Origin of the sequence: Chryseobacterium defluvii (assembly GCF_003634775.1) — a bacterium.
Lineage (GTDB): Bacteria > Bacteroidota > Bacteroidia > Flavobacteriales > Weeksellaceae > Chryseobacterium > Chryseobacterium defluvii.
In genome coordinates, this window is sequence record NZ_RBXB01000001.1 from 672507 (window position 1) to 692365 (window position 19859).

Below are 19859 nucleotides of genomic sequence, written 5' to 3' on the forward strand. Positions count from 1 at the left end.
AAAACTCGCAGAATTTCTGCGAGTTTTTATTTTATTAGAATGATGCATAATTTATTCATCATCTTCATCTTCGTATTGCTCAAGGTAATAAGTGAAAGTAAAGCTTTCAAGCTCTTCTTCTGCATCTTCCAGAGTGGTCAATAGGTCTTCGAAAATTTCCAGCTGATCTACACTCATATTTACGAATTCGATGTGTAGAGGCATTTCCAGCCCTCCGGTAATCACATCATATAAAGCATCAAGATTGTCTCCGAAATATTCCGGAAGACTGATTTTTTCTTTCAGCTGGGTGTAAAAATCTTCATAGTCACCAATGTCTGTAAAATCTATATATATCGTTTTCATATTGAATTGAATTTCCAGTTTTTATGTATCAAAAAGGTTTTACATTGTTTGCAAAAATCTTTTTCTTCGTTAGTAGGATTCTTGCCTTCTGCATCTCTCATGAAGCACGTTTTTTCCGGGCAATGTTTTAATCCTTGAGTATGGCCAAGTTCATGAATGGCTACTTTAAAAAATTGTTCATTGGAATTTTCCTTACTTAACCGGAATGTTGAGGCAACACAGGCTCTTCCAGGTCTGTATCCTAACCCCATTACCCCAAAATCTTTGACCTTTCCTTTGGTGACACTGATGTCTTTCGACGTCAGAGCAACGGTAACATATCCCTCTTTGGTTTTCTCTTGCAAAAACTTAATGATAGAATCTGCCCGGTATCGGTTTCTCTCTTTATAATAAGCATTTTCAGGAAAATCTATGGGCTCCAGAATTTTTACATTCGGGTAAACTTTTTTTATTTCCCGGGCTACAAATGCTACATTTTCGGGGTTTATATCCGTGAAGGGCTGAACCAATATGGTCATAGAATCATTTGCCTTTACTGTTTTATGCTTTTTTTCAGTACAGGAAATTATGAATCCAAAACAGAGGAAAAGAAAATACAGGCTATTGCTTTTCAAAGCTTTTATAATGGTTTTTGGTAAGGTAAACATCTCCATCCTTCGTAAAAACAATACGATCGGCATTCCTGTTTCCGCAGTTATAATTGACGTCCGCTTCAAAATATTGTTCCCCTTTGGGTAAATTTCCTTCTCTGTTACTGAACTTGTCACCTCCGATGGCTCTTCCCGGCAAAACTTCACAAAGATTTCCCCGGGAAGGGTTCCAGCCTTGTTTTCGGGCTCCATTTTTTGTGATGTAATAATCAGGAAGTTTATGATTTTGTTTTACATAACTGATGACCTTCTTTTCTTCGGTCAACTGATCGATAGATTGCTGATCGGAAGAATAAGCAACTGTGCTTTCTTCAGAAGATGCGGTTCCGTAGCTTATTTGCCCTGATGCTGAAGCTTCCGTATTGTTTTTCTTTTCATGGTTGAAATTTTTGATAAGATACATTACCAACATTCCGAAAAGCAACCCTGCAAAGGCAAAAAATAACGGTCTTAATTTACCATTCATAATAAATTCATAATGTTTAATTCTACCATTATATCTCTTATTCCCTCCATTCCTCCGGAATATCGCATACCGGAATAGGATTCATTTTATGTTGTGCAGCTTTATTCATTCTTTCGAAAATAAGGAATACTTCCTTATCTCTTCCTTCATAATCGTCTGCCGTTTTGGTTCCATATTCCTTCTGGATCTTTTCAAGCTCAGGATAAGATGCCCCGATCTGATCTTCGTCTGTTCTTTCAGCATCCCAAAGTCCATCGGTTGGAATTGCTTTCTGAATACTCTCTAAAATATTTAAAGCTTTTGCCAATGTATATATTTCAGTTTTGTAAAGATCGGCAATAGGTGAAACATCTACACCACCGTCTCCGTATTTGGTGTAAAACCCGATCCCAAAATCCTCCACTTTATTTCCTGTTCCGCAAACCAATAAGCCATGAAGCTGACCAAAGTAATATAAAGTCAGCATTCTGAAGCGAGATCTTGTATTGGCCAATGCCAGATTGTTGCTCCATCTTCCTTCCACGTGATCATGTACCACATCTTCGAAAGTCTCAAAAACAGGAGTCAGGTTAATTGTTTTCCCCTGAACATTATTGAACCTGTTCTTCAGGTCAGCGATGTGATCCAATGCACGGTTCATCTGGTCTTCTTTTTGACGGATCGGCATTTCCAACAGTAGAACTTCAAGCCCGGTCATGGCGCAAAGCGTGGAAACCACCGCAGAATCTATTCCTCCGGAAACCCCAACTACATATCCTTTTACATTTGCTTTTACGGCATAATCTTTCAGCCAGCTGACAATATGATCAATTACTTTTTGTGTTTGCATTTTTTATTTTGTTTTTAATCTATTCCAAATTCTTTAGGGTATCGTGCTATCCCTGTTATGTTTTTTAATCCGTCTTTTACCAATTCAATAGCCATTCCGTTTTCTTCAGGAATGTCAAATGGAAAAGAAATTCCAAAATTAGTGGTTTTTTTGTATCCAAACTTAGGATAATAATTTTCGTGTCCTATTAATATGGCAGATTCATATCCCAGTTCTCTTGCAATATGATGCCCTTCATGAATAAGCATTCCGCCAATTCCCTGATGTTGGAATGCAGGGAGTACGGAAACCGGAGCTAAAGCTAAAGATTCAAAAGATTGTAAGTCATTTTCAATGGTGATTTTTGTGAGTAAAATATGACCAACAATTTCATTATTTGCTTCGGCAACAAGAGATAGCTCCGGAATAAAAGCCTCGGACTTTCTCAATCTTTCCACTAAAAAATGTTCCTGATGATCACTGTATTCCAGATCCCTGAAAGCTTCTTCAATTACCTGAAAAACCTGTTGATGATCTTTTTCCTCTTCCTGTCTTATTACCATTATCCTGAAATATAATTTTCTTTTTTCAATTCATACCAGAAACAAACTCCATCCGGTTCAACAAATTCGCCGGTTTTTTCAAATCCCAGTTTCTTCAAAATATGATTGGAACCTTCATTCCCAGAATGAGCATGAGCGTAAATAACACCTGTCTTTAATTCATTAAAACCAAAATCAAGCGATACTTTTGCCGATTCAAGCGCATATCCTTTACCCCAAAACTCAGGAAGAAAACGATAGCCGAGATCATAAATATTCTGGTAGCCGTTGATAGGTTCGATCAATAATTTTAAGCCGCTCCAGCCAATTAATAGCCCGCTTTTCTTTTCAATGACCGCAAGTCTTCCTGTTCCGTTGTCAATATATTGTTGCTGAATCATTTGTATGACTTTTTCAGATTCTTTTTTATCGGTCAAAGGCTGCATGCCAATATATTTCATGACTTCAGGATTGGAATCCAGAAGAAACATGCGTTCGACATCATCTTCCTCAAATTTCCGTAAAATAAGTCTTTTTGTTTCCAGTTGCATGTGATTTGTATTTATTGGGCAGCTCCGAAAATAATCAGGTCAGTCTGAGAACCTTTATGAATGGCTGTTTCCTTCATTTTGTTTCCGCCTATATTTAAGGTTTTTAAATTGTAATTCCTGGAAATATCCAGCTTTTGAAGCTGATTATGCTCAAGGTTCAATTTTTTTAAATTCCTAAGATCACTTACGTCAATCGCTTTTAATTGGTTTAAAGATATAGCTAATTGATCGATCCTTGGTAATCCTTTTAAAAAAATATTGTTGATAAAATTATTGTTGACATACACGGAAACCAGATTTTTAAGATTTTCCGCCCTGAATGTAGAGATTCTGCAGTTGGTGCATGAAAACAGCTGTAAGGCATCCAGATTTTTCAAAGAAATTGTTGAGATTGAATTGTCATCCAGAACAACCATTTTGACTTGGCTGAAAAAAACAAGATCATCCGCAGAAGTGATTCCTTTTTTCACCAGAAATAAATTGGATACCTGCAGGGCTTCTTTTCCATCTATAAAACCGTCCTTATTGATGTCGTAATTTTCTATGGCCGCTTTTTCAAAATTCTTGTCCTTAAAATTCAATTTTTGGGCAGTAGAAAACATAACGGTTGCGAATAGGAATAACACAGCAAATATTTTATTTTTCATCAGAAATTGTGTTTAAATCACTATTTTTGTAAACTTAAATTTCATGTAAAAATATGAAGATTTTCAGAACTATTGCACTTTCTTCCATCTTGGTATTGCTATTGAATTCTTGTAAAAAAGAAGCTCAGGACCAATGGAAGGTTGAAGTGAAGGATCCCGTTGAAAAAATTGAGATGGCGGATATTTCCAAAGAATTTTACAACCCGAATATTCCGTTGGATCAGTTTAAAGCTAAATTCCCTTGGTTTCAGGGAACTGTTCCTGATGCCGATTTTGTAAAACGAAGATCCGATGCAGAGGAAATTAAAATATATAAAGAAGCAATCGGTAAAATAGATCAGAATAAGCTTCAGAAGGAGCTACAGGAACTATTTTCCCACATCAAATATTATTTTCCAAAGTTCAAAACCCCTAAAGTGTACCTGTTTTCATCCGTTTTACAGATGGTACAGGATCCTGTTTTCTATGATTCTAAAGAAAATCTGTTGTTTATAGATGTTACAGGATTTATGGGGGAAAACAATCCGAATTACAAAGGATTGGAACTGTATTTCCAAAAATCAATGAACCCACAGAATATTGTGCCTAAAGTTTCTCAGATTTTTGCAGAAAATGCTGTTGTAGCGACTCCTGATCATCAGAAGTTTATAGATCATCTGATCCTGAACGGGAAAATCATGATGCTTCAGGATGCATTCTTACCTGACTTACCTGATTACCTGAAGCTGAACTACACACAGAAACAATATGACTGGGCTGTAGCCAATGAAGCTAATATCTGGAATTATTTTGTGGAAAGTAATTTGATTTTCGGAGATGATCCGAGATTAGTAGACCGTTTTATTTCTCCGGGGCCTTTCTCAAAATTCTATACGGAAATAGATAATGAATCTTCACCCCAGATCGGGATTTTTACAGGATGGCAGATCTGTAAAGCCTATTTTAAGGAAAAGCCGGATACTAAACTGCAGGACTTCCTGAAAATGGATGCCACTACAATTTTTAACGAATCAGGGTACAAACCTAAAGCTGAATAATAAAAAATTAGAAAAAATAGAAAAATGAGAAAGACTCAGATAACGATAGATGTTGAACTGGATGAAAACCACATTCCGGAAAACATTACCTGGAATGCACAGGATGGAGGGGTTGAAAAGGAAGAAACAAAAGCGACGATGATCTCTGTCTGGGATGATAAAGCTATGGAAGCTTTAAGAATTGATCTTTGGACCAAAGAAATGCCGGTAGATCAGATGAAGATGTTTATCCATCAGATCCTTGTTTCATTAGGAAATACCTATCAAAGAGCAACAGGGGAAGAGGATGTGGCACAATGGATAGAGCAGATGGCAGAAGAGTTTGCCATTAAGTCAGCGATAAAAATGTAAAAATCAATTTGAAAATTATCACGATATGTTTTAATCTTCAAAATTCTCAAATTACTTAATCATACAAATTATGAATTTTAATACAAAGGTAATACATGGCGGACAGCACCACGAATCTGCAACAGGTTCTGTGAATGTTCCGGTTTTTTTAACTTCAACATTTGCACAGAAAAGCCCGGGAGTTCACTCAGGATATGAATATTCAAGAGCGGCCAACCCTACAAGACAGGCTTTGGAAGACTCTTTGGCAAGCATTGAAAACGGAGCTAGAGGTTTGGCTTTCGGATCTGGTTTGGCAGCCATTGACTGTGTTTTGAAATTACTGAATCCCGGTGATGAGGTAGTGGCTGTTGATGATTTATACGGCGGAACCTACAGAATGTTTACAAGACTTTTTGAAAAATACCAGTTGAAATTTACCTTCGTGAATTTTGATGATGTTTCTAAAATTTCTGATGTTATTACAGATAAAACCAAACTGATCTGGGTGGAAACTCCGACAAACCCTTTGATGAAATTAGTTGATATCAAAGCCGTTGTAGAGATTGCCAAAGGAAAAGACATCCTGGTTGCAGTAGATAATACATTTGCCACCCCTTATCTTCAAAGGCCGATTGATTTAGGTGCGGATATTGTAATGCACTCGGCTACCAAATATTTAGGTGGTCACTCTGACGTTATTGCCGGAGCTTTAATTGCTAAAGATGCTGAATTGGGAGAAAAACTTCATTTCATTCAATTTGCAAGCGGAGGGATTTTGGGACCTCATGATTCTTATTTGGTATTAAGAGGAATTAAAACATTAGCATTAAGGGTTCAAAGACATTCGGAAAACGGAATGGCAGTGGCGAAATATCTGGAAAATCACCCTGCAGTTGCCCAGGTAATCTATCCGGGACTGGCATCTCATCCACAATATGAGCTGGCAAAATCCCAGATGAAAGATTTCGGAGGAATGGTTTCTTTTACCTTTAAATCCGGTAAAAAAGAAGATGCTATTAAATTTTTAGAGAAACTGAAGGTTTTCACTTTAGCAGAATCTTTAGGCGGAGTAGAATCTTTAGCCAATCATCCTGCTTTAATGACTCATGCTTCTATTCCTGCCGAAAAACGTGCGGAATTAGGCATTACCGATGATTTAGTTCGTCTGAGTGTTGGAATTGAAGATGCAGAAGATCTGATTGCCGATTTAGAAAGAGCCTTTTCTTAAATTATAAAATAAATATAATGAGAAAGATTCAGATTTTAGTGTTACTGAGCTTTTTCAGCCAGTTTCTGTATTCTCAGGTAAAACAGACCGATGAGTTGTATAAAACGGCTAAAAAGCTGGACAGTTTGATATTTGATATCGGATTCAACAAGTGTGATCTTTCTCATTATAATTCCATAGTCAGCAATGACCTTGAGTTTTATCATGATAAAGGCGGAATTACTGCCGGAAAAGAAGCTTTTACAGCGTCCATTAAAAATAATATCTGTGGCGGACCCAACAAAGTGAAACGCGAGCTGGTTCCGAACAGTATGAAAGTGTATCCTTTGTACAATAATAATGTCTTGTACGCATTTATTCAGGAAGGCGAACACGAATTTTTTGAGTCTGTTAACGGAAAATGGAACAAAGGAAGCCGTGCAAAATTTACCATTCTATGGATTTTAGAAGGTAAAGACTGGAAAATGAAGCGGGTTCTCAGCTACGACCATCACTTATAATAACTATGAAAAATACAAGAAAAGCAACTGCTCAGGATTTACCTCAATTAGCTGAATTATTTGATCAGTACAGGATTTTTTATCATAAAGAATCTGATATTCCGGCGGCAGAAAATTTTTTGAAAGAACGAATTGAAAAACAAGATTCTGAAATTTTTGTTGCTGAAAAAGATAATGAACTTGTAGGGTTTGTACAATTATACCCTATATTTTCATCTACAAGAATGAAACGCTACTGGTTGCTGAACGACTTATACGTTAATGAAAACCACAGAGGAAAAGGCTATTCCAAAGAACTGATCGAAGAGTCGAAAGAACTTTGCCAATCTACCAATGCCTGCGGAGTTTTACTGGAAACAGGAAAGAGCAATGATATCGGAAATCAGTTGTATCCGGCTTGCGGATTTGAACTGTATGATTCCGTGAACTTCTATGAATGGACAAACAATTCATCTATCAATTATCCTTAATATTTTTATACATTATCAATTACCTATTACCCATATTAATATGACAGATTTTCAAAAATACGTTCAAAGATATTTAGACAATATTCCATCCGAAAACTGGCTGGATGAAATGAATACATCAGGAAATAAAACAGTTGAAATGTTTTCCGGACTTACGGAAGAACAATCTCTTTTTGCCTACGATGAAGGAAAATGGACTCTGAAAGAAATGCTTTTGCATTTATCAGATACTGAAAGAGTATTCCAATACCGCGCATTGGCTTTTGCGAGGGGAGAGCAGGCAGAATTACCCGGCTTTGATGAAAACGGATATGCAGATAATTCTTATGGAAACGAAAGAACGTTGGACTCATTACTGGAAGAATATAAGCTGGTGAGAAAATCTTCTCAGATCTTTTTTCAAACCCTTAATCCATCAGCCTTAAGTAATATAGGAACTGCCAACGGAAACCCAATCTCTGTAGAAACCATCGGGAAATTGATTGTCGGACACAATTATCATCATTTGAATGTTATTGAAGAAAGGTATTTACCGAGGTTGTAAAAAGAAATTATATCAAATTACATCAATAGAAATGGGCTTTAGCCCATTTTTTTATTGGATTTTTCAATCTGGCTTTAGCCAAAATAACGGAAATGTTTATTTTTGATAAAAACACAAATGTCATTTATCAAAATTTATATTCATATTGTATTTTCCACGAGAAATAGAATTCCTTATCTACATTCATCCGAACTAAGAATAAAAGTTTGGAAGCATATAAAATAAAATGCTTATGAAAAAGGTGTTTTTTTGGATATGGTAAACGGATATTCAGATCATTGCCATTGTCTTGTCTCTTTGGGCTCGAATCAAAATATAGAAAAAATTGTCCAGTTGCTTAAAGGAGAATCTTCTTATTGGATCAATAAAAATCAATTAACAAAAGAAAAATTTTCCTGGCAGGATGAATACTTTGCTGTTTCTGTTTCTGAGTCAATGGTAGAATCTGTAAGAAATTATATTAAGAATCAGGAAAAACATCATCATAAGAAAAACTTTGCGGAAAAATATCAGGAATTTATTGAAAAGTATAATTTTCAAACATAAATTTTGGCTAAAGCCAAGAGATTTTTTACTTTTATAGACGGGCTAAAGCCCGCCCTATTGAATTATGGAAAACATTATCGAAATACTAAAATCCGGCGGAACGATCCTTTACCCTACAGATACCATCTGGGGAATAGGTTGTGATGCTACGAATGTAGAAGCGATCAACAAAATCTTTGAGATCAAGAAGCGTGAAAAAAATAAATCCATGATCATTTTGGTGGAATCTGAAAAGAGATTGCAGGATCTGGTGGATGTTCCGGAAATGGCTTGGGAAATTATCGATCTCAGTGAAAAACCGGTTACGATTGTATATGAAAATCCTAGAGGTTTGCCGAAGGAATTATTGGCAGAAGACGGAAGTGTAGGAATTAGGCTGGTAAAAAATGATTTCTGTAAAAAACTCATCTCAAAACTGAATAAACCAATTGTTTCTACATCAGCCAATTTTAGTGGAGATAAAAGCCCTTTGAAATTTTCGGACATATCTCCCGAAATGATTAAGTTGGTAGATTATGCAGTAGAGGAGGACAGAGAAAAAGTTTCCCAATACTCAGGCTCTTCCGTTATCAAAATATGGAGTGACAACAGGATAAAAGTTCTTCGGGAATAACAGCAGATTTAATTATCTTTGCAAAATCATTTTAACCATTAAGGTATTAAGCATATTGAGGTCAACCTGGTACACTTAATCTCTTAGTGGTTTTACATTAATAATTAGATATGTTCATTAACCTTACTCAAAATAAAAATCTAAAGCTTTTCAAAATCATTTCTGAGGTAGCCTTCCGGAATAATCAATCGGTATACATTGTAGGAGGATATGTTCGGGATTTACTGATGAAGAGAAAAGCATCTACAGATATTGATTTTGTTACTGAACAGAACGGAATAGAGCTGGCTCAAAGCGTTGCACAGGAAATTGACCCGAAACTGAAAGTTTCTGTTTTCAAAACTTATGGAACGGCAATGATTAAATATAAAGACCTTGAACTTGAATTTGTAGGAGCAAGAAAAGAGAGCTATTCCGAGAACAGCAGAAAACCGGAAGTAGAAGGTGGAACGCTGGAAGATGATCAGAAAAGGAGAGACTTCACCATCAATGCCATGGCAATATCTCTGAATAAAGATAATTTTGGCGAGCTGATCGATCCATTCAACGGAATCGAAGATCTGGAAAACGGGATTTTAAGAACCCCGTTGGAGCCGGCTCAAACGTATTCTGATGATCCGTTGAGAATGATGCGTGCCATTCGTTTTGCCTCTACTTTACAGTTCAAAATAGAAGACAACTCATTATCTGCTATTCAACAGGAAGCAGAAAGGATTAAAATTGTTTCCATGGAAAGGATTATGGTGGAATTCAATAAGATCATGCTTTCTGAAAAACCTTCCCTTGGTTTGAGATTAATGGAAGAAACCGGACTTTTAAAGCTGATCATTCCGGAACTGATAGAATTGAAAGGAGTGGAAGAAGTGGAAGGACAAACCCATAAAGACAACTTTTATCACACGCTGGAGGTAGTTGATAATATTTCTGTGAATACAGACAGTCTTTGGTTACGTTGGGCCGCATTGCTTCATGACATAGGAAAAGCTCCGACTAAAAAATTTGTGGAAGGAACGGGATGGACATTCCACGGACACGAGTTTTTGGGCTCAAAAATGACAAAAACCCTTTTCCAGAGATTGAAGTTACCATTAGGAAATGATATGAAGTATGTCCAGAAAATGGTAAAATTATCATCACGTCCTATTGCTCTGATCACAGATGATGCTTCCGATTCGGCACTTCGGAGATTATTATTTGATGCAGGGGAAGATTTGGAAGACCTGTTTACCTTATGTAAAGCCGATATTACAACTAAAAACCCTAAAAAACAGGAAAAGTTTATCAAGAACTTTGAATATGTAGCGGTAAAAATAAAAGAAGTGGAAGAAAAAGATCAGGTAAGAAACTTCCAGCCGCCTATTTCAGGAGAAGAGATTATGGAAATGTTTGATCTGAAACCGGGAAGGGAAATCGGTATTTTAAAAGAAAAAGTGAAGGAAGCCATCCTGGAAGGTGACATTCCTAATGACAAAGAAGAAGCAAGAAGCTTTGTGATTGCTGAAGCTGAAAAGCTTGGACTTCAAATAAAATAATAAAAAGCAGACAGAAAATGTCTGCTTTTTTTTGAATACCTTAATAAAAATCGGGCGGCTTCGTAGAAGCCGCCCGAAAAAAACACAAATGATGAAAAAAAATATTACGCCAAAGGCGCATTGTATTAGTTTGCATAGAATCCGTTAGAACCTTTACCTGCTGTAAAAGTGCTGATAACAGATCCTGAAGTATTATAAACAGTGATCTTACTGTCTTGAGTAAACCCGTTTGCGTCAGAAGTATAAATTCTTCCATTCACCACGTTGAACCCGTATAATGTAGAGAAAGAATTATCCGTAACAGTAAACAATGGGGTAGTAGGAGCTGCTGTAGCATTCATATCCATTACATATACCTTGTTTCCTGAAGTGAAGTAAAACTTATTCGTATCAATTTCAAGATTCGTAGCATTGGCAATTCCTGTTAATGTTGTTGTTTTCACAATAGAACCGGTGCTTGAAATCTGGTAAATGTAAGAATCTGCAGTACCTTTTGCAATTACATATACATTATTGTTATTGGAAATGGTTTTGTTGATATTCCCGTTAGGTAAAGTAATTACAGACTGGATTTCATTGTTTGAAGTATTGATATAAGTAATCTTATTTCCAAAACCATAAGAAGCATTCTGAACGAAAATATTTCCTCCTGCCTGCACAATTCTCTCAACAGAATCCGTAAAAGTAATCTTCTTTACAAAAGATAGATTAGCTGCATTGTAAATACTTACGTACTTATCTCCGCCGTATTTATCGTTCGTTACATACAGGGCATTATTAGCAACTGCCATATAACGGGGCTGGTTGATCTGTTCTGTGATTTCTCCTGTACTTTTGAATGTATATCGGTTGACTACCTTTACTTTATTAGAGTTGTTTAAAACCAGATATGCTTGATTTCCATTGAACGCGATGGTTTGTAAAACATCTCCGAGATTAGATCCGTTATTAGCTGCAAAAATATTATCCTGTTTAAGGCTTAAATCTCCCGTTACAAAAGTTACGTCTGCATTAGGAGTTCCGAAATTACCTTCGTTGGTAATTAAAATCCCGTTTTCGTAAGAAGTCGTAGGGATCATAACTTCATCATCATTACTACAAGAAACGTTGAAAAGTAGTGCAAATGCAAAAAGAAGTTGTAAAATTCTGGTCACTTTCATATAATTGATATTAAAAATTTATTTCTCCGTATATACTGTAGTTCCTTTTCGGAAGAGGATAATAAGCCACTGCTTTATAAATTGTATTGGTAGCGTTATTTACTCTGAAACCTAAAGTATACTTCTTTGAAAGCGTAGCTGAAATCCCTGTATTTAAAACAAAATAAGGATCCAAAGCATCCGCTCTTTTCTCGTCTGTTGTTGTGTATGTCAGCCCATTAAACATACCCTGAACATACAGTTTCAGGAAATCATATTGGTAATCAAAACTTCCGAAAACTTTATGTAATGGTACATACATCATCTGTTTTTGAGTCTCTTTATTGATAGACCTGGCATACGTATATCCGGCATTAAGTTTAAAGCGATGCTTATTGATTTGCTTATAATAGGTTAATTGAGATTCCAGACCGTAAGACTCCACCTTATTGGTGTTAAAAGCCGCCCAATATCCATATTGTGTAGGAAGCCAGCTGATATAATCTGAAATATCCATATAATACGGACTCAATGAAAGCTTAAAATTTCCAAATAGAAACTCGTGTGTCATATCCCCCTGAATAGAAGTCTCCGGTTTCAGGTTAGCATTACCTCCCGGTTCCCAGTACAAATCGTTGAACGTTGGAAACCTGAAATTTCTTGACATATTGAAAGCTACATGATACCATCGTAAAGGATTCCATTTTCCGGAAAAAGAATATAGAATAGGAGAGTCAAAATCCTCAACAAAATCTTTTTTGATCCCGGCTTCAAAGCGTAAATTATTACTAACGAAATACCTCAGTAATCCCGCTAAAGAACCCACATTTCTACTGATATTACCGATTCCGGAACCATAACCTTCCCCTTTATTTACCTGGAATTCGGAAATAACATTCAGATTGAGTTTAGGAGTGAAGAAATAGTTGAAATCATTTTTGAAAATATAATTCTTTCCCGTAGCTCCACTGGTTTTCGGACCTGAAATATCTCCAAAATACTGGAAATTTTCTTCCGTAAAAGCCGCTTTCAGGCTGTTGGAAAATGTACTTTTCTGAATATCCCATGAAATCAGGCTTCTGGTACTCTGGGTTTCATATTTTGTCTTATTCCCGTTCTCCACAAAAATAGGATAGTGTTGTGAAGAATCGAAAAACTGGCTTTGCCATGAAACAGTTTGCCTGTCTGCAATTTTATAGGAAGCCCCAACATTGAAAGTCGTATTGTAATACCTTCCGTTTCTGTTGATATACTCTTCTTCCTCAACTTCATAATCATTCTGACTAATGAAATAATTTCCTGAAACCTTAAAGCTGAATTTATCATTACTGTAAGATGCTTTCGCAAAATTATTATAAGTTTCGAAAGAAGAAAATTCAGAATATAAAGAAGCATGAGCCCCCTTATTAAAGTTTAACTCATTATTCAAATGAATGCTTCCTCCGATAGCACCGCTTCCGTAAATAATACTTCCACCACCTGCTTTTACTTCAAGCTGATCATATCCGAAAACCGGAATATTATTAATATCTCCCTGACCTAAAAATTGGGAATTAATATTGATACCGTTCCATACAAAAGCTGTATGACTGGCTCCTGTACCTCTGAATGAAGGCGAAGAAACCATTCCACGTCCATTTTCCTTAATATAAAGGGAAGTCTGGAAACGTAAAACGTCAGATAAATTAGCGGAATTTTTTTGAATGTCTGCCGGAGAAAGAGTACGTATCGGATGAAAAAGCTTCACCCTCTTCATCTGATTATCAAAAACAGTAACAGTGTCAATCGTTTTCTCTTGTCCAAAAAGAAAACAACCATAAGACGATAAAAGTAATACTAAAGACCTTTTTATATCCATATTATTTTACTTTTCCTCCGAAAGCAATATATTTTTGTGTTATAACTCTGGCAGGTCTCCTGACTTTCGCTTTCTGCGCCTTCCCGTTTTCACAGTGGCCCGTTGCAGAAATCCTTATGCGATTTACAGTTGCGGGGACAGTTTGGGATTTTCACCCAATTCCCTTTTCATTCCAATACCTTGGAAACCAAAATTTTTGCAAAGATAGATGATTTTTATGTAAACAGAAAAGTAAAATCGTGAAATCGTAAAATGTGGGGGTGCTTCTGAAGTTTTAAACCGATATTCTTTCTGTCATTTACCTATTGACTATAAAAATGTAGCATCAAATGAAAACGGAAGCAGGTCCTTTATAGACTTAACCTTGATCACTTCTTCATTCATGCTTGAAAAATAAAGATCAATATTTTCGTTTTGCTTGGTCTCAAACTCCAGTAAACTTTGTCTGCAGGCTCCGCAAGGCGGAATAGGAGGGTTTTTCTCAGAAAATTCCTTAGGCCCGCCGACCACAAATATCTTTTTTATTTTTTCCTTCGGGAAATTAGCCGCTACCCAGAACAAAGTTGTTCTTTCCGCACAAAGACCGGAAGGAAACGCCGCATTCTCCTGATTATTGCCGGAATAGATGTCTCCGTTTTCCAACAGCACGGCACAGCCCACCAAAAACTGAGAGTAAGGAGCATAAGCATTCTCACGCGCCAGTTTTGCTCTTTCGAATAATGTTCTTTCTATATTGCTCAGCTCGCTGCTATTTTTAAAATATTCGTAACCGATCTGTATGTCTTTTTTCATATATTGTGAAACTAAAAAAGGGGGATAAAATTAGCTCTTTTTCATCAGGTGGGCAAATAGTTTTTATTCTTCTTTTTCAACTGAAATTCAAAAAGTTCAAACATGTTATATACTCCTATACAATTCAGAAATGTAGAGCTCCAAAATAGATGGGTAATGTCACCGATGTGTATGTATTCCTGCGAAAATGGTGTTGCTAATGATTTCCATTTTGTCCATTACGGAAGCCGTGCACAAGGTGGAACAGGATTAATCATGGTAGAAGCGACGGGAGTGGAGCCCCGTGGAAGAATTACCAATCATTGCATGGGAATCTGGAATGATGAGCAAGCCCGTGAACTACAAAAAATTGTCAACTTTATTCATAAAAACTCCGCAAGTAAGATAGGAATTCAATTGACTCACGCAGGAAGAAAAGGTTCTACATGGAATAATATTCAGATTCCGGTAGAAGAAGGCTGGGAAACCATTGCGCCAAGCCCTATTCCTTATCATCCTACTGAAAGAATTCCTCATGTACTTTCTGTTGAAGAGATCAGAAATTTGGTTCTGAATTTTAAAGATGCGGCCAGAAGAGCCGTTGATGCAGGTTTTGATATTATTGAAATTCACGGGGCCCACGGATATCTGATCCATCAGTTTCTATCTCCGCTGTCCAATATCAGAACAGATGAATATGGCGGAAGCTTTGAGAACAGGATTCGTTTTTTACTGGAAATTGTTGATGCAGTGAATGAAGAACTGAATGAGAATACAGCTCTTTTTGTAAGAATTTCCGGGACAGAATATGCAGAAAATGGCTGGAATGTTGAAGATAGTGTGAAATTGGCAAAAGAATTAAACAATCATCACGTTGACTTGGTAGATGTTTCCAGCGGCGGGAATATTCATGGAGCTAAAATTCCGGTTTTTGAAGGATATCAGGTTCCGTTTTCCTCTCAGGTAAAAAACCGGGCAGAAGTAAATACGGGAACCGTAGGTTTGATCACCACGGTGGAACAGGCAGAAGAAATTTTACAAAAAGGTGATGCTGATCTTATCTTCATCGCCAGAGAGATATTGAGAAATCCTTATATAGCCGTTCAGGGATCATTTGAAATGAAAGAAGAATGCTTTTTCCCGCATCAGTACCTGAGAGCGAAAATTTCTTCTTAATTTTATAGAATATTTGAAAAATAAATATCCATGAAAATTGAAGACTTCATGCTTCCTTGTCCAAGCAAAAAATTCCTGGGAATCGAATGCTTCGGATGTGGTACCCAGAGAGCCATCGTATTGGTTTTTGAAGGGAAATTCTCTGAAGCTTTTCATATGTTTCCGGCGGTGTACACCTTACTCCTTTTTTTGATGATGATAGGTGTAAGTTTTATCGATAAAAAAAGGAATTATGGAAATATTATTGTTTTTTTAGCCATTATTAACTCAATTATAATGGTATTTTCCTATTTTTATAAACACTTTTATTTACAGACACATTAAATTAAAATTATAAACTATGAATCAAAAATTACCAAACGCAACAACAGTATTAATTTTGGGAATTGTTGCTATTTTAGGAAGCTGCTGCTGTAACGGGATTATTGGGGTAATCTGCGGATTGATCGGGATGAATCTTTACAACAAAGATAATGCGTTATATCTGGCTAATCCGGGGCAGTATACGGATTATAATAACCTTAAGACAGGACGTATTTTATGTATTATAGGTCTTGTGATAGGAGTATTGAGCTTAATCTGGTTTATCTACGTAATTTCAACAGGAGGTTGGGATGCTTACATGGAACAGATGGAACAGATCAAAAATATGGGGAAATAATTCTTCCATGATAATAAAAAAAGACCGCAATCTGCGGTCTTTTTTTATTATATAGGTCGTTCTGTTTACTTAACAATGAACTTCAATGTAGACTGATCCAGCTTTAAAAGATAAACGCCCTGTTCTAAATTCTTGATCTTAATTGAATTTCTACTATTCTTAAAAGGATGATCAATAGTCTGTAACACTTTTCCTTGTAAATTATAGATTTCAGCCTTTTTTACATTTTCCGTATTCCCTTTTATAAAGATCTCCTGATTAGAGATTGGATTCGGAGAAATTTGTAAACTTTCCGTTTCCTTTACATTCGTTTCTGAAGACGTTACAAAAGTTGTATTGCTTTGTTTTGCTGCTGTTGAATAACAAGTCCAGCTTAAATTATCAATCGCAACTCTGTTTCCGGATACAGTATTTACCAAACTTACCACTACATTTCCTGAAACATTGATATTGTTGATCGTAGTCGTTGCAGAAGTTGCGCTGTATGGAATTGTTCCTACCGTTGTACCATTTACCTGAACATTAAACGTTCCGTTACTTCCTGTAAACTTCAATTGAGTAGTTACCGTTAAAGAACCGATACCATTATTTAAAGTATTAGATTGTAAAGAACCGTCTCTTACAGTAATCGCTTTAGCAGAAATCGTCTGATCTGTTCTTGCATCAGTCGCAGTCCAGGTTACCCCTCCATTCGTCCATGTTCTTGTTAAATAACTTGAAGAACTTGCTGTAGGAATCGTTTCAAACGTTTCATTCACACAATTCGTAGGCGGAGTTACGGTTCCTGAAGTAGTTCCTGAAACGGTTGAGCTGTTTGAAGAAGAATTTCCGGCCGCATCTTTTGCAACAATATAGAAATTATATGTTGTAGAAGCACTTAATCCTGTAATAGTAGTAGAAGTGGAGCTTACGGTAGTTTTTAAGCTTCCGTTCATGTACACTGCGTATGAAGTAACTCCCACATTATCCGTAGATGCATTCCATGCAAGGGAAATGCTGCTTGAAGTAGTTCCTGAAACATTCAGCCCTGTAACAGAAGTTGGAGCCTGAGTATCCGATGAAGGTTGTTGAGAACCCCAAATAAGATCAACATAGTTAGGATTATCAATAAAAGGATTTCTGTTCCCCTGGAAAGTATATGAAGCATTATTTCTGTTAATTTCAGCTTGTGAAACAGGATCTTGATTATGCCATGCCAATAAAACATTCAATTCCCAAGTTTGTAACCCCGGGAAAGTGGAACTTCCCAACATATTTCCTGAAGTGAACGTAGAAAGTTTACTTTGATAGCGGGTTACAAAATAAAAGATCATACGTGCAACATCTCCTTTAAAAACATCAATAGGTTCGAAAACAGTTCCCGAATATCCTGAAGACACAGAATTTCCAAGTTTTGAACCGTTCTGGGATGTGAAAGTAGCAGTTCCCACTTTTCCGAAAGGATAGTTGGATCTCATACCGTTGACCTTACCATCCGTTGCTCTGATAAAATGAATATCAGAAACCATAGGTGCAGCCTGATTGAATAAACTTTGCGGTACAATATGCTCGCGGTTATAGCAGTTACCTTCCACCGAATATGTTCCGCACTGATTGGTTACAGGAGTATATTTATAGGGGTCTGTTCCCGATGGATTTTCAGAATAGATATCCAAAATAGACCCGTCGTTCTCATAATTTTTATCAATATCGGTTGTTTTATACCCGGTCCAGAGACCACTGTAACCCTTATCCTGATGACCATTGGTAATAATGTTGCTCAAAGCACTTTTAAGGGCTGCACCGGACAATCCGCTGGCAGAATTGTAATACCCTGCAGGTGCCTGGGCATAAGCCAAGCCGCCTACTAGAAGGGAGAGAATAAATTTTTTCATTAGAATATAATTTTTCAGTAAGAATACTACATTTTTATGAATGAAAAATTACGACACTGTTAATTTTGAAATGTTATGCATTGAGCTTTAAATTGAGCCTTTAAGATGTCCCCCAGTTTTTAAGGTTATGAAGAATCTGTTCAGAATTATAACTTTTATTTTTCTCTTTGAATATCCAAAGTTTATCCTACTGAAACCTTTAGAATAGGCGTAGTCAAAACATTATAATATATAATTTGGATCCCGGGGAAATAACTAACGGAACCGTATTACTAAAGATATAAATCTGAGCATCAATAGAATCGGGCTTTAGCCCGCTTTATATAAGCAAAAATGAATGAAAGGCTTTAGCCAAAACTTATATTTAATGAACAAAAAAAGCCAACACAAAAATGTATTGACTTTTCATATATCTGATTATTCAGTTTTAATTATTTTCTCTGTGGCGGGTAATTCGCCATAATTTCTGCCACAATTTCAGGAATTTGTTTTTGCTTAGCCCGTGGTGAGTCTACAGAAATTCCACTTCCGATCCCCTGCCAAACCAATTTATTGGTTCTTGCGTCAATAAGATCAATGATCAAAGCACCTTCATTATAATTGCTGCTCCATGTTCTGCTCATTCCTACACCCCAACCGAAAGGACCACCCCATCCCCACATTCCGTAAGGAGAGTTATTGGTAATATCGGTAACTTTTTTATGATTGGCTTTTACATTAATGATCAGATCCGGGTTTTCACCGGAGGTAAGACCTTTGCTTTGTACTTGTTTTGACAATTCATTCAAAACTCTGTCTTTATCAATATCATTCAACTTCAGATCATCAATTCTCAGTTTATAGGTCTTGTAAGAATTGAAGTTGGCCGTTTCGGCATAATCTGAACGTACCTGGAAAGGACTACACGACGTTAAACCTAAAGCAGCCGAGGCTAACAAAATAAAAATATATTTTTTGCTCATTACACTTATATTTAAATTAGAGAATTCGCGAATCAGTGATTTCATTTTATTTATTTTTTTTATCGTTTTTAATGAATGTATCTGTCTTTTTATCATATCCGTAAGGACAGTGTTTACAGCCACTTTTACAGCAATATCCCCTTTTCAGGTGAAACTTTTCTGTAAAAACCTTGTATCCCTGTTCATTATAGTAAAAATCCTCATTTTCTTTGATGTCAAAAAGGGCCATAAGTTAAATCTTGATCAAAAAATTTTATATTTGTTATTATGATAATTGTATGCCAAAAGCCATTAAAAAAACTTAAAATTAACGGCATCGCTCTTTTTCCCTTTATCTTCATTAGGAAACCCGAAGATAAGGAAAATAAAATACTTATCAATCACGAGAAAATCCATTTAAGACAGCAACTGGAATTACTGGTTATCTTCTTTTATATTTTTTACGTGATCGAATATTATTACTGGTTTTTCAGATTAAAAGACAGCTTTATGGCCTACAGGTATATTTCGTTCGAGAGGGAGGCGTATGCAATGGAAAGAGATTTACAATACCTTAAAAAGAGAAAATTCTGGAGTTTCCGGAAATACCTGGGCAACTCTTAATCT

25 protein-coding genes, 1 pseudogene and 1 riboswitch are annotated in these 19859 nt (G+C 36.3%); of the genes and pseudogenes, 13 read left to right on the forward strand and 13 right to left on the reverse strand.

The features are described 5' to 3' along the window. Positions 1 to 51: 51 nt before the first annotated feature. From BCF58_RS03200 to BCF58_RS03230, 7 genes are all read right to left on the reverse strand, one after another. The gene (locus tag BCF58_RS03200) at positions 52 to 345 is read right to left on the reverse strand and encodes a barstar family protein (RefSeq protein WP_121460341.1); all 294 of its coding nucleotides are present in this window, start codon (positions 343 to 345) and stop codon (positions 52 to 54) included. Continuing rightward, the gene (locus BCF58_RS03205) at positions 342 to 863 is read right to left on the reverse strand and encodes a matrixin family metalloprotease (RefSeq protein WP_228434719.1); all 522 of its coding nucleotides are present in this window, start codon (positions 861 to 863) and stop codon (positions 342 to 344) included. Before BCF58_RS03205 ends, BCF58_RS03200 begins: the two co-directional genes overlap by 4 nt. Before the next feature lie 82 nt (positions 864 to 945). Then, entirely contained in the window at positions 946 to 1461 is a 516-nt protein-coding gene (locus tag BCF58_RS03210) for a ribonuclease domain-containing protein (protein ID WP_121460343.1), read from the reverse strand. Between the two features lie 37 nt (positions 1462 to 1498). Beyond that, positions 1499 to 2290: an NAD(+) synthase gene (nadE, locus tag BCF58_RS03215; RefSeq protein ID WP_121460344.1), complete on the reverse strand. Its 792-nt coding sequence runs from the start codon at positions 2288 to 2290 to the stop codon at positions 1499 to 1501. 14 nt (positions 2291 to 2304) lie between these two features. Further along, positions 2305 to 2832 (reverse strand): GNAT family N-acetyltransferase, encoded by a 528-nt coding sequence (locus BCF58_RS03220; RefSeq protein WP_121460345.1) that lies wholly within the window; start codon positions 2830 to 2832, stop codon positions 2305 to 2307. After that, a complete protein-coding gene (locus BCF58_RS03225) occupies positions 2832 to 3362 on the reverse strand; it encodes a GNAT family N-acetyltransferase (RefSeq protein WP_121460346.1) in 531 nt (176 codons plus the stop codon). The genes BCF58_RS03220 and BCF58_RS03225 overlap by 1 nt, the downstream gene beginning before the upstream one ends. Before the next feature lie 11 nt (positions 3363 to 3373). Then, positions 3374 to 4009, reverse strand: a complete 636-nt coding sequence (locus tag BCF58_RS03230; protein WP_228434720.1) for a leucine-rich repeat domain-containing protein — start codon at positions 4007 to 4009, stop codon at positions 3374 to 3376. Between the two features lie 53 nt (positions 4010 to 4062). On the opposite strand from BCF58_RS03230, the gene gldB reads away from it, so the two are divergent. From gldB to BCF58_RS03275, 9 genes and pseudogenes are all read left to right on the forward strand, one after another. Then, on the forward strand, positions 4063 to 5046 hold the full coding sequence (gene gldB, locus BCF58_RS03235) for a gliding motility lipoprotein GldB (protein WP_121460348.1): 984 nt from the start codon (positions 4063 to 4065) through the stop codon (positions 5044 to 5046). A gap of 24 nt (positions 5047 to 5070) precedes the next feature. Further along, on the forward strand, positions 5071 to 5397 hold the full coding sequence (gene gldC / locus BCF58_RS03240) for a gliding motility protein GldC (RefSeq protein ID WP_121460349.1): 327 nt from the start codon (positions 5071 to 5073) through the stop codon (positions 5395 to 5397). A 70-nt stretch (positions 5398 to 5467) separates the two neighbouring features. Then, positions 5468 to 6607 carry a cystathionine gamma-synthase gene (locus BCF58_RS03245; protein WP_121460350.1) on the forward strand — a complete coding sequence of 380 codons (1140 nt, stop codon included), beginning with the start codon at positions 5468 to 5470 and terminating at the stop codon, positions 6605 to 6607. Positions 6608 to 6624: 17 nt separating this feature from the next. Continuing rightward, complete coding sequence (locus BCF58_RS03250; protein ID WP_121460351.1) at positions 6625 to 7107, forward strand: nuclear transport factor 2 family protein; 483 nt, start codon at positions 6625 to 6627, stop codon at positions 7105 to 7107. 5 nt (positions 7108 to 7112) lie between these two features. Further along, positions 7113 to 7577, forward strand: coding sequence for a GNAT family N-acetyltransferase (locus tag BCF58_RS03255; RefSeq protein WP_121460352.1), 465 nt, complete (start codon positions 7113 to 7115; stop codon positions 7575 to 7577). A 40-nt stretch (positions 7578 to 7617) separates the two neighbouring features. After that, the gene (locus tag BCF58_RS03260) at positions 7618 to 8121 is read left to right on the forward strand and encodes a DinB family protein (RefSeq protein ID WP_121460353.1); all 504 of its coding nucleotides are present in this window, start codon (positions 7618 to 7620) and stop codon (positions 8119 to 8121) included. 117 nt (positions 8122 to 8238) lie between these two features. Continuing rightward, positions 8239 to 8667: pseudogene (gene tnpA, locus BCF58_RS03265) on the forward strand (IS200/IS605 family transposase). Between the two features lie 64 nt (positions 8668 to 8731). After that, entirely contained in the window at positions 8732 to 9280 is a 549-nt protein-coding gene (locus tag BCF58_RS03270) for an L-threonylcarbamoyladenylate synthase (RefSeq protein ID WP_121460354.1), read from the forward strand. Between the two features lie 110 nt (positions 9281 to 9390). Beyond that, positions 9391 to 10812 carry a CCA tRNA nucleotidyltransferase gene (locus BCF58_RS03275; RefSeq protein ID WP_121460355.1) on the forward strand — a complete coding sequence of 474 codons (1422 nt, stop codon included), beginning with the start codon at positions 9391 to 9393 and terminating at the stop codon, positions 10810 to 10812. Between the two features lie 125 nt (positions 10813 to 10937). Here BCF58_RS03275 and BCF58_RS03280 read toward each other — a convergent pair whose 3' ends face one another. The 3 genes from BCF58_RS03280 to cdd form a co-directional block, all read right to left on the reverse strand. Beyond that, entirely contained in the window at positions 10938 to 11972 is a 1035-nt protein-coding gene (locus tag BCF58_RS03280) for a YncE family protein (protein WP_121460356.1), read from the reverse strand. Between the two features lie 10 nt (positions 11973 to 11982). Continuing rightward, complete coding sequence (locus tag BCF58_RS03285; protein ID WP_121460357.1) at positions 11983 to 13809, reverse strand: TonB-dependent receptor plug domain-containing protein; 1827 nt, start codon at positions 13807 to 13809, stop codon at positions 11983 to 11985. Positions 13810 to 13841: 32 nt separating this feature from the next. Continuing rightward, positions 13842 to 14016: riboswitch (cobalamin riboswitch) on the reverse strand. 102 nt (positions 14017 to 14118) lie between these two features. Next, on the reverse strand, positions 14119 to 14601 hold the full coding sequence (gene cdd / locus BCF58_RS03290; RefSeq protein WP_121460358.1) for a cytidine deaminase: 483 nt from the start codon (positions 14599 to 14601) through the stop codon (positions 14119 to 14121). 102 nt (positions 14602 to 14703) lie between these two features. On the opposite strand from cdd, the gene namA reads away from it, so the two are divergent. Genes namA through BCF58_RS03305 form a run of 3 tightly spaced genes read left to right on the forward strand, consistent with a single transcriptional unit; the run spans position 14704 to position 16417 of the window. Further along, on the forward strand, positions 14704 to 15756 hold the full coding sequence (gene namA, locus BCF58_RS03295; protein WP_121460359.1) for an NADPH dehydrogenase NamA: 1053 nt from the start codon (positions 14704 to 14706) through the stop codon (positions 15754 to 15756). A 30-nt stretch (positions 15757 to 15786) separates the two neighbouring features. Continuing rightward, the gene (locus BCF58_RS03300) at positions 15787 to 16080 is read left to right on the forward strand and encodes a DUF2752 domain-containing protein (RefSeq protein ID WP_121460360.1); all 294 of its coding nucleotides are present in this window, start codon (positions 15787 to 15789) and stop codon (positions 16078 to 16080) included. A gap of 16 nt (positions 16081 to 16096) precedes the next feature. Then, positions 16097 to 16417, forward strand: coding sequence for a CCC motif membrane protein (locus BCF58_RS03305; protein WP_121460361.1), 321 nt, complete (start codon positions 16097 to 16099; stop codon positions 16415 to 16417). Positions 16418 to 16482: 65 nt separating this feature from the next. Here BCF58_RS03305 and BCF58_RS03310 read toward each other — a convergent pair whose 3' ends face one another. From BCF58_RS03310 to BCF58_RS03320, 3 genes are all read right to left on the reverse strand, one after another. Then, the gene (locus BCF58_RS03310) at positions 16483 to 18291 is read right to left on the reverse strand and encodes an endonuclease (protein WP_121460362.1); all 1809 of its coding nucleotides are present in this window, start codon (positions 18289 to 18291) and stop codon (positions 16483 to 16485) included. Between the two features lie 431 nt (positions 18292 to 18722). Further along, positions 18723 to 19298 (reverse strand): DUF4136 domain-containing protein, encoded by a 576-nt coding sequence (locus tag BCF58_RS03315; RefSeq protein WP_394337658.1) that lies wholly within the window; start codon positions 19296 to 19298, stop codon positions 18723 to 18725. A 1-nt stretch (position 19299) separates the two neighbouring features. Further along, positions 19300 to 19482, reverse strand: a complete 183-nt coding sequence (locus BCF58_RS03320; protein WP_121460364.1) for a DUF5522 domain-containing protein — start codon at positions 19480 to 19482, stop codon at positions 19300 to 19302. 38 nt (positions 19483 to 19520) lie between these two features. Between BCF58_RS03320 and BCF58_RS03325 the strand changes: the two genes are divergently transcribed. Then, positions 19521 to 19856, forward strand: a complete 336-nt coding sequence (locus tag BCF58_RS03325; protein WP_121460365.1) for a hypothetical protein — start codon at positions 19521 to 19523, stop codon at positions 19854 to 19856. Positions 19857 to 19859 lie beyond the last annotated feature (3 nt).

What these genes read in the sequence shown, in the direction of transcription:
- BCF58_RS03200 (WP_121460341.1), bottom strand. Translation starts at nt 345, where the DNA reads ATGAAAACGATATATATAGATTTTACAGACATTGGTGACTATGAAGAT.
- BCF58_RS03205 (WP_228434719.1), bottom strand. Translation starts at nt 863, where the DNA reads ATGACCATATTGGTTCAGCCCTTCACGGATATAAACCCCGAAAATGTA.
- BCF58_RS03210 (WP_121460343.1), bottom strand. Translation starts at nt 1,461, where the DNA reads ATGAATGGTAAATTAAGACCGTTATTTTTTGCCTTTGCAGGGTTGCTT.
- nadE (WP_121460344.1), bottom strand. Translation starts at nt 2,290, where the DNA reads ATGCAAACACAAAAAGTAATTGATCATATTGTCAGCTGGCTGAAAGAT.
- BCF58_RS03220 (WP_121460345.1), bottom strand. Translation starts at nt 2,832, where the DNA reads ATGGTAATAAGACAGGAAGAGGAAAAAGATCATCAACAGGTTTTTCAG.
- BCF58_RS03225 (WP_121460346.1), bottom strand. Translation starts at nt 3,362, where the DNA reads ATGCAACTGGAAACAAAAAGACTTATTTTACGGAAATTTGAGGAAGAT.
- BCF58_RS03230 (WP_228434720.1), bottom strand. Translation starts at nt 4,009, where the DNA reads ATGAAAAATAAAATATTTGCTGTGTTATTCCTATTCGCAACCGTTATG.
- gldB (WP_121460348.1), top strand. Translation starts at nt 4,063, where the DNA reads ATGAAGATTTTCAGAACTATTGCACTTTCTTCCATCTTGGTATTGCTA.
- gldC (WP_121460349.1), top strand. Translation starts at nt 5,071, where the DNA reads ATGAGAAAGACTCAGATAACGATAGATGTTGAACTGGATGAAAACCAC.
- BCF58_RS03245 (WP_121460350.1), top strand. Translation starts at nt 5,468, where the DNA reads ATGAATTTTAATACAAAGGTAATACATGGCGGACAGCACCACGAATCT.
- BCF58_RS03250 (WP_121460351.1), top strand. Translation starts at nt 6,625, where the DNA reads ATGAGAAAGATTCAGATTTTAGTGTTACTGAGCTTTTTCAGCCAGTTT.
- BCF58_RS03255 (WP_121460352.1), top strand. Translation starts at nt 7,113, where the DNA reads ATGAAAAATACAAGAAAAGCAACTGCTCAGGATTTACCTCAATTAGCT.
- BCF58_RS03260 (WP_121460353.1), top strand. Translation starts at nt 7,618, where the DNA reads ATGACAGATTTTCAAAAATACGTTCAAAGATATTTAGACAATATTCCA.
- BCF58_RS03270 (WP_121460354.1), top strand. Translation starts at nt 8,732, where the DNA reads ATGGAAAACATTATCGAAATACTAAAATCCGGCGGAACGATCCTTTAC.
- BCF58_RS03275 (WP_121460355.1), top strand. Translation starts at nt 9,391, where the DNA reads ATGTTCATTAACCTTACTCAAAATAAAAATCTAAAGCTTTTCAAAATC.
- BCF58_RS03280 (WP_121460356.1), bottom strand. Translation starts at nt 11,972, where the DNA reads ATGAAAGTGACCAGAATTTTACAACTTCTTTTTGCATTTGCACTACTT.
- BCF58_RS03285 (WP_121460357.1), bottom strand. Translation starts at nt 13,809, where the DNA reads ATGGATATAAAAAGGTCTTTAGTATTACTTTTATCGTCTTATGGTTGT.
- cdd (WP_121460358.1), bottom strand. Translation starts at nt 14,601, where the DNA reads ATGAAAAAAGACATACAGATCGGTTACGAATATTTTAAAAATAGCAGC.
- namA (WP_121460359.1), top strand. Translation starts at nt 14,704, where the DNA reads ATGTTATATACTCCTATACAATTCAGAAATGTAGAGCTCCAAAATAGA.
- BCF58_RS03300 (WP_121460360.1), top strand. Translation starts at nt 15,787, where the DNA reads ATGAAAATTGAAGACTTCATGCTTCCTTGTCCAAGCAAAAAATTCCTG.
- BCF58_RS03305 (WP_121460361.1), top strand. Translation starts at nt 16,097, where the DNA reads ATGAATCAAAAATTACCAAACGCAACAACAGTATTAATTTTGGGAATT.
- BCF58_RS03310 (WP_121460362.1), bottom strand. Translation starts at nt 18,291, where the DNA reads ATGAAAAAATTTATTCTCTCCCTTCTAGTAGGCGGCTTGGCTTATGCC.
- BCF58_RS03315 (WP_394337658.1), bottom strand. Translation starts at nt 19,298, where the DNA reads ATGAAATCACTGATTCGCGAATTCTCTAATTTAAATATAAGTGTAATG.
- BCF58_RS03320 (WP_121460364.1), bottom strand. Translation starts at nt 19,482, where the DNA reads ATGGCCCTTTTTGACATCAAAGAAAATGAGGATTTTTACTATAATGAA.
- BCF58_RS03325 (WP_121460365.1), top strand. Translation starts at nt 19,521, where the DNA reads ATGATAATTGTATGCCAAAAGCCATTAAAAAAACTTAAAATTAACGGC.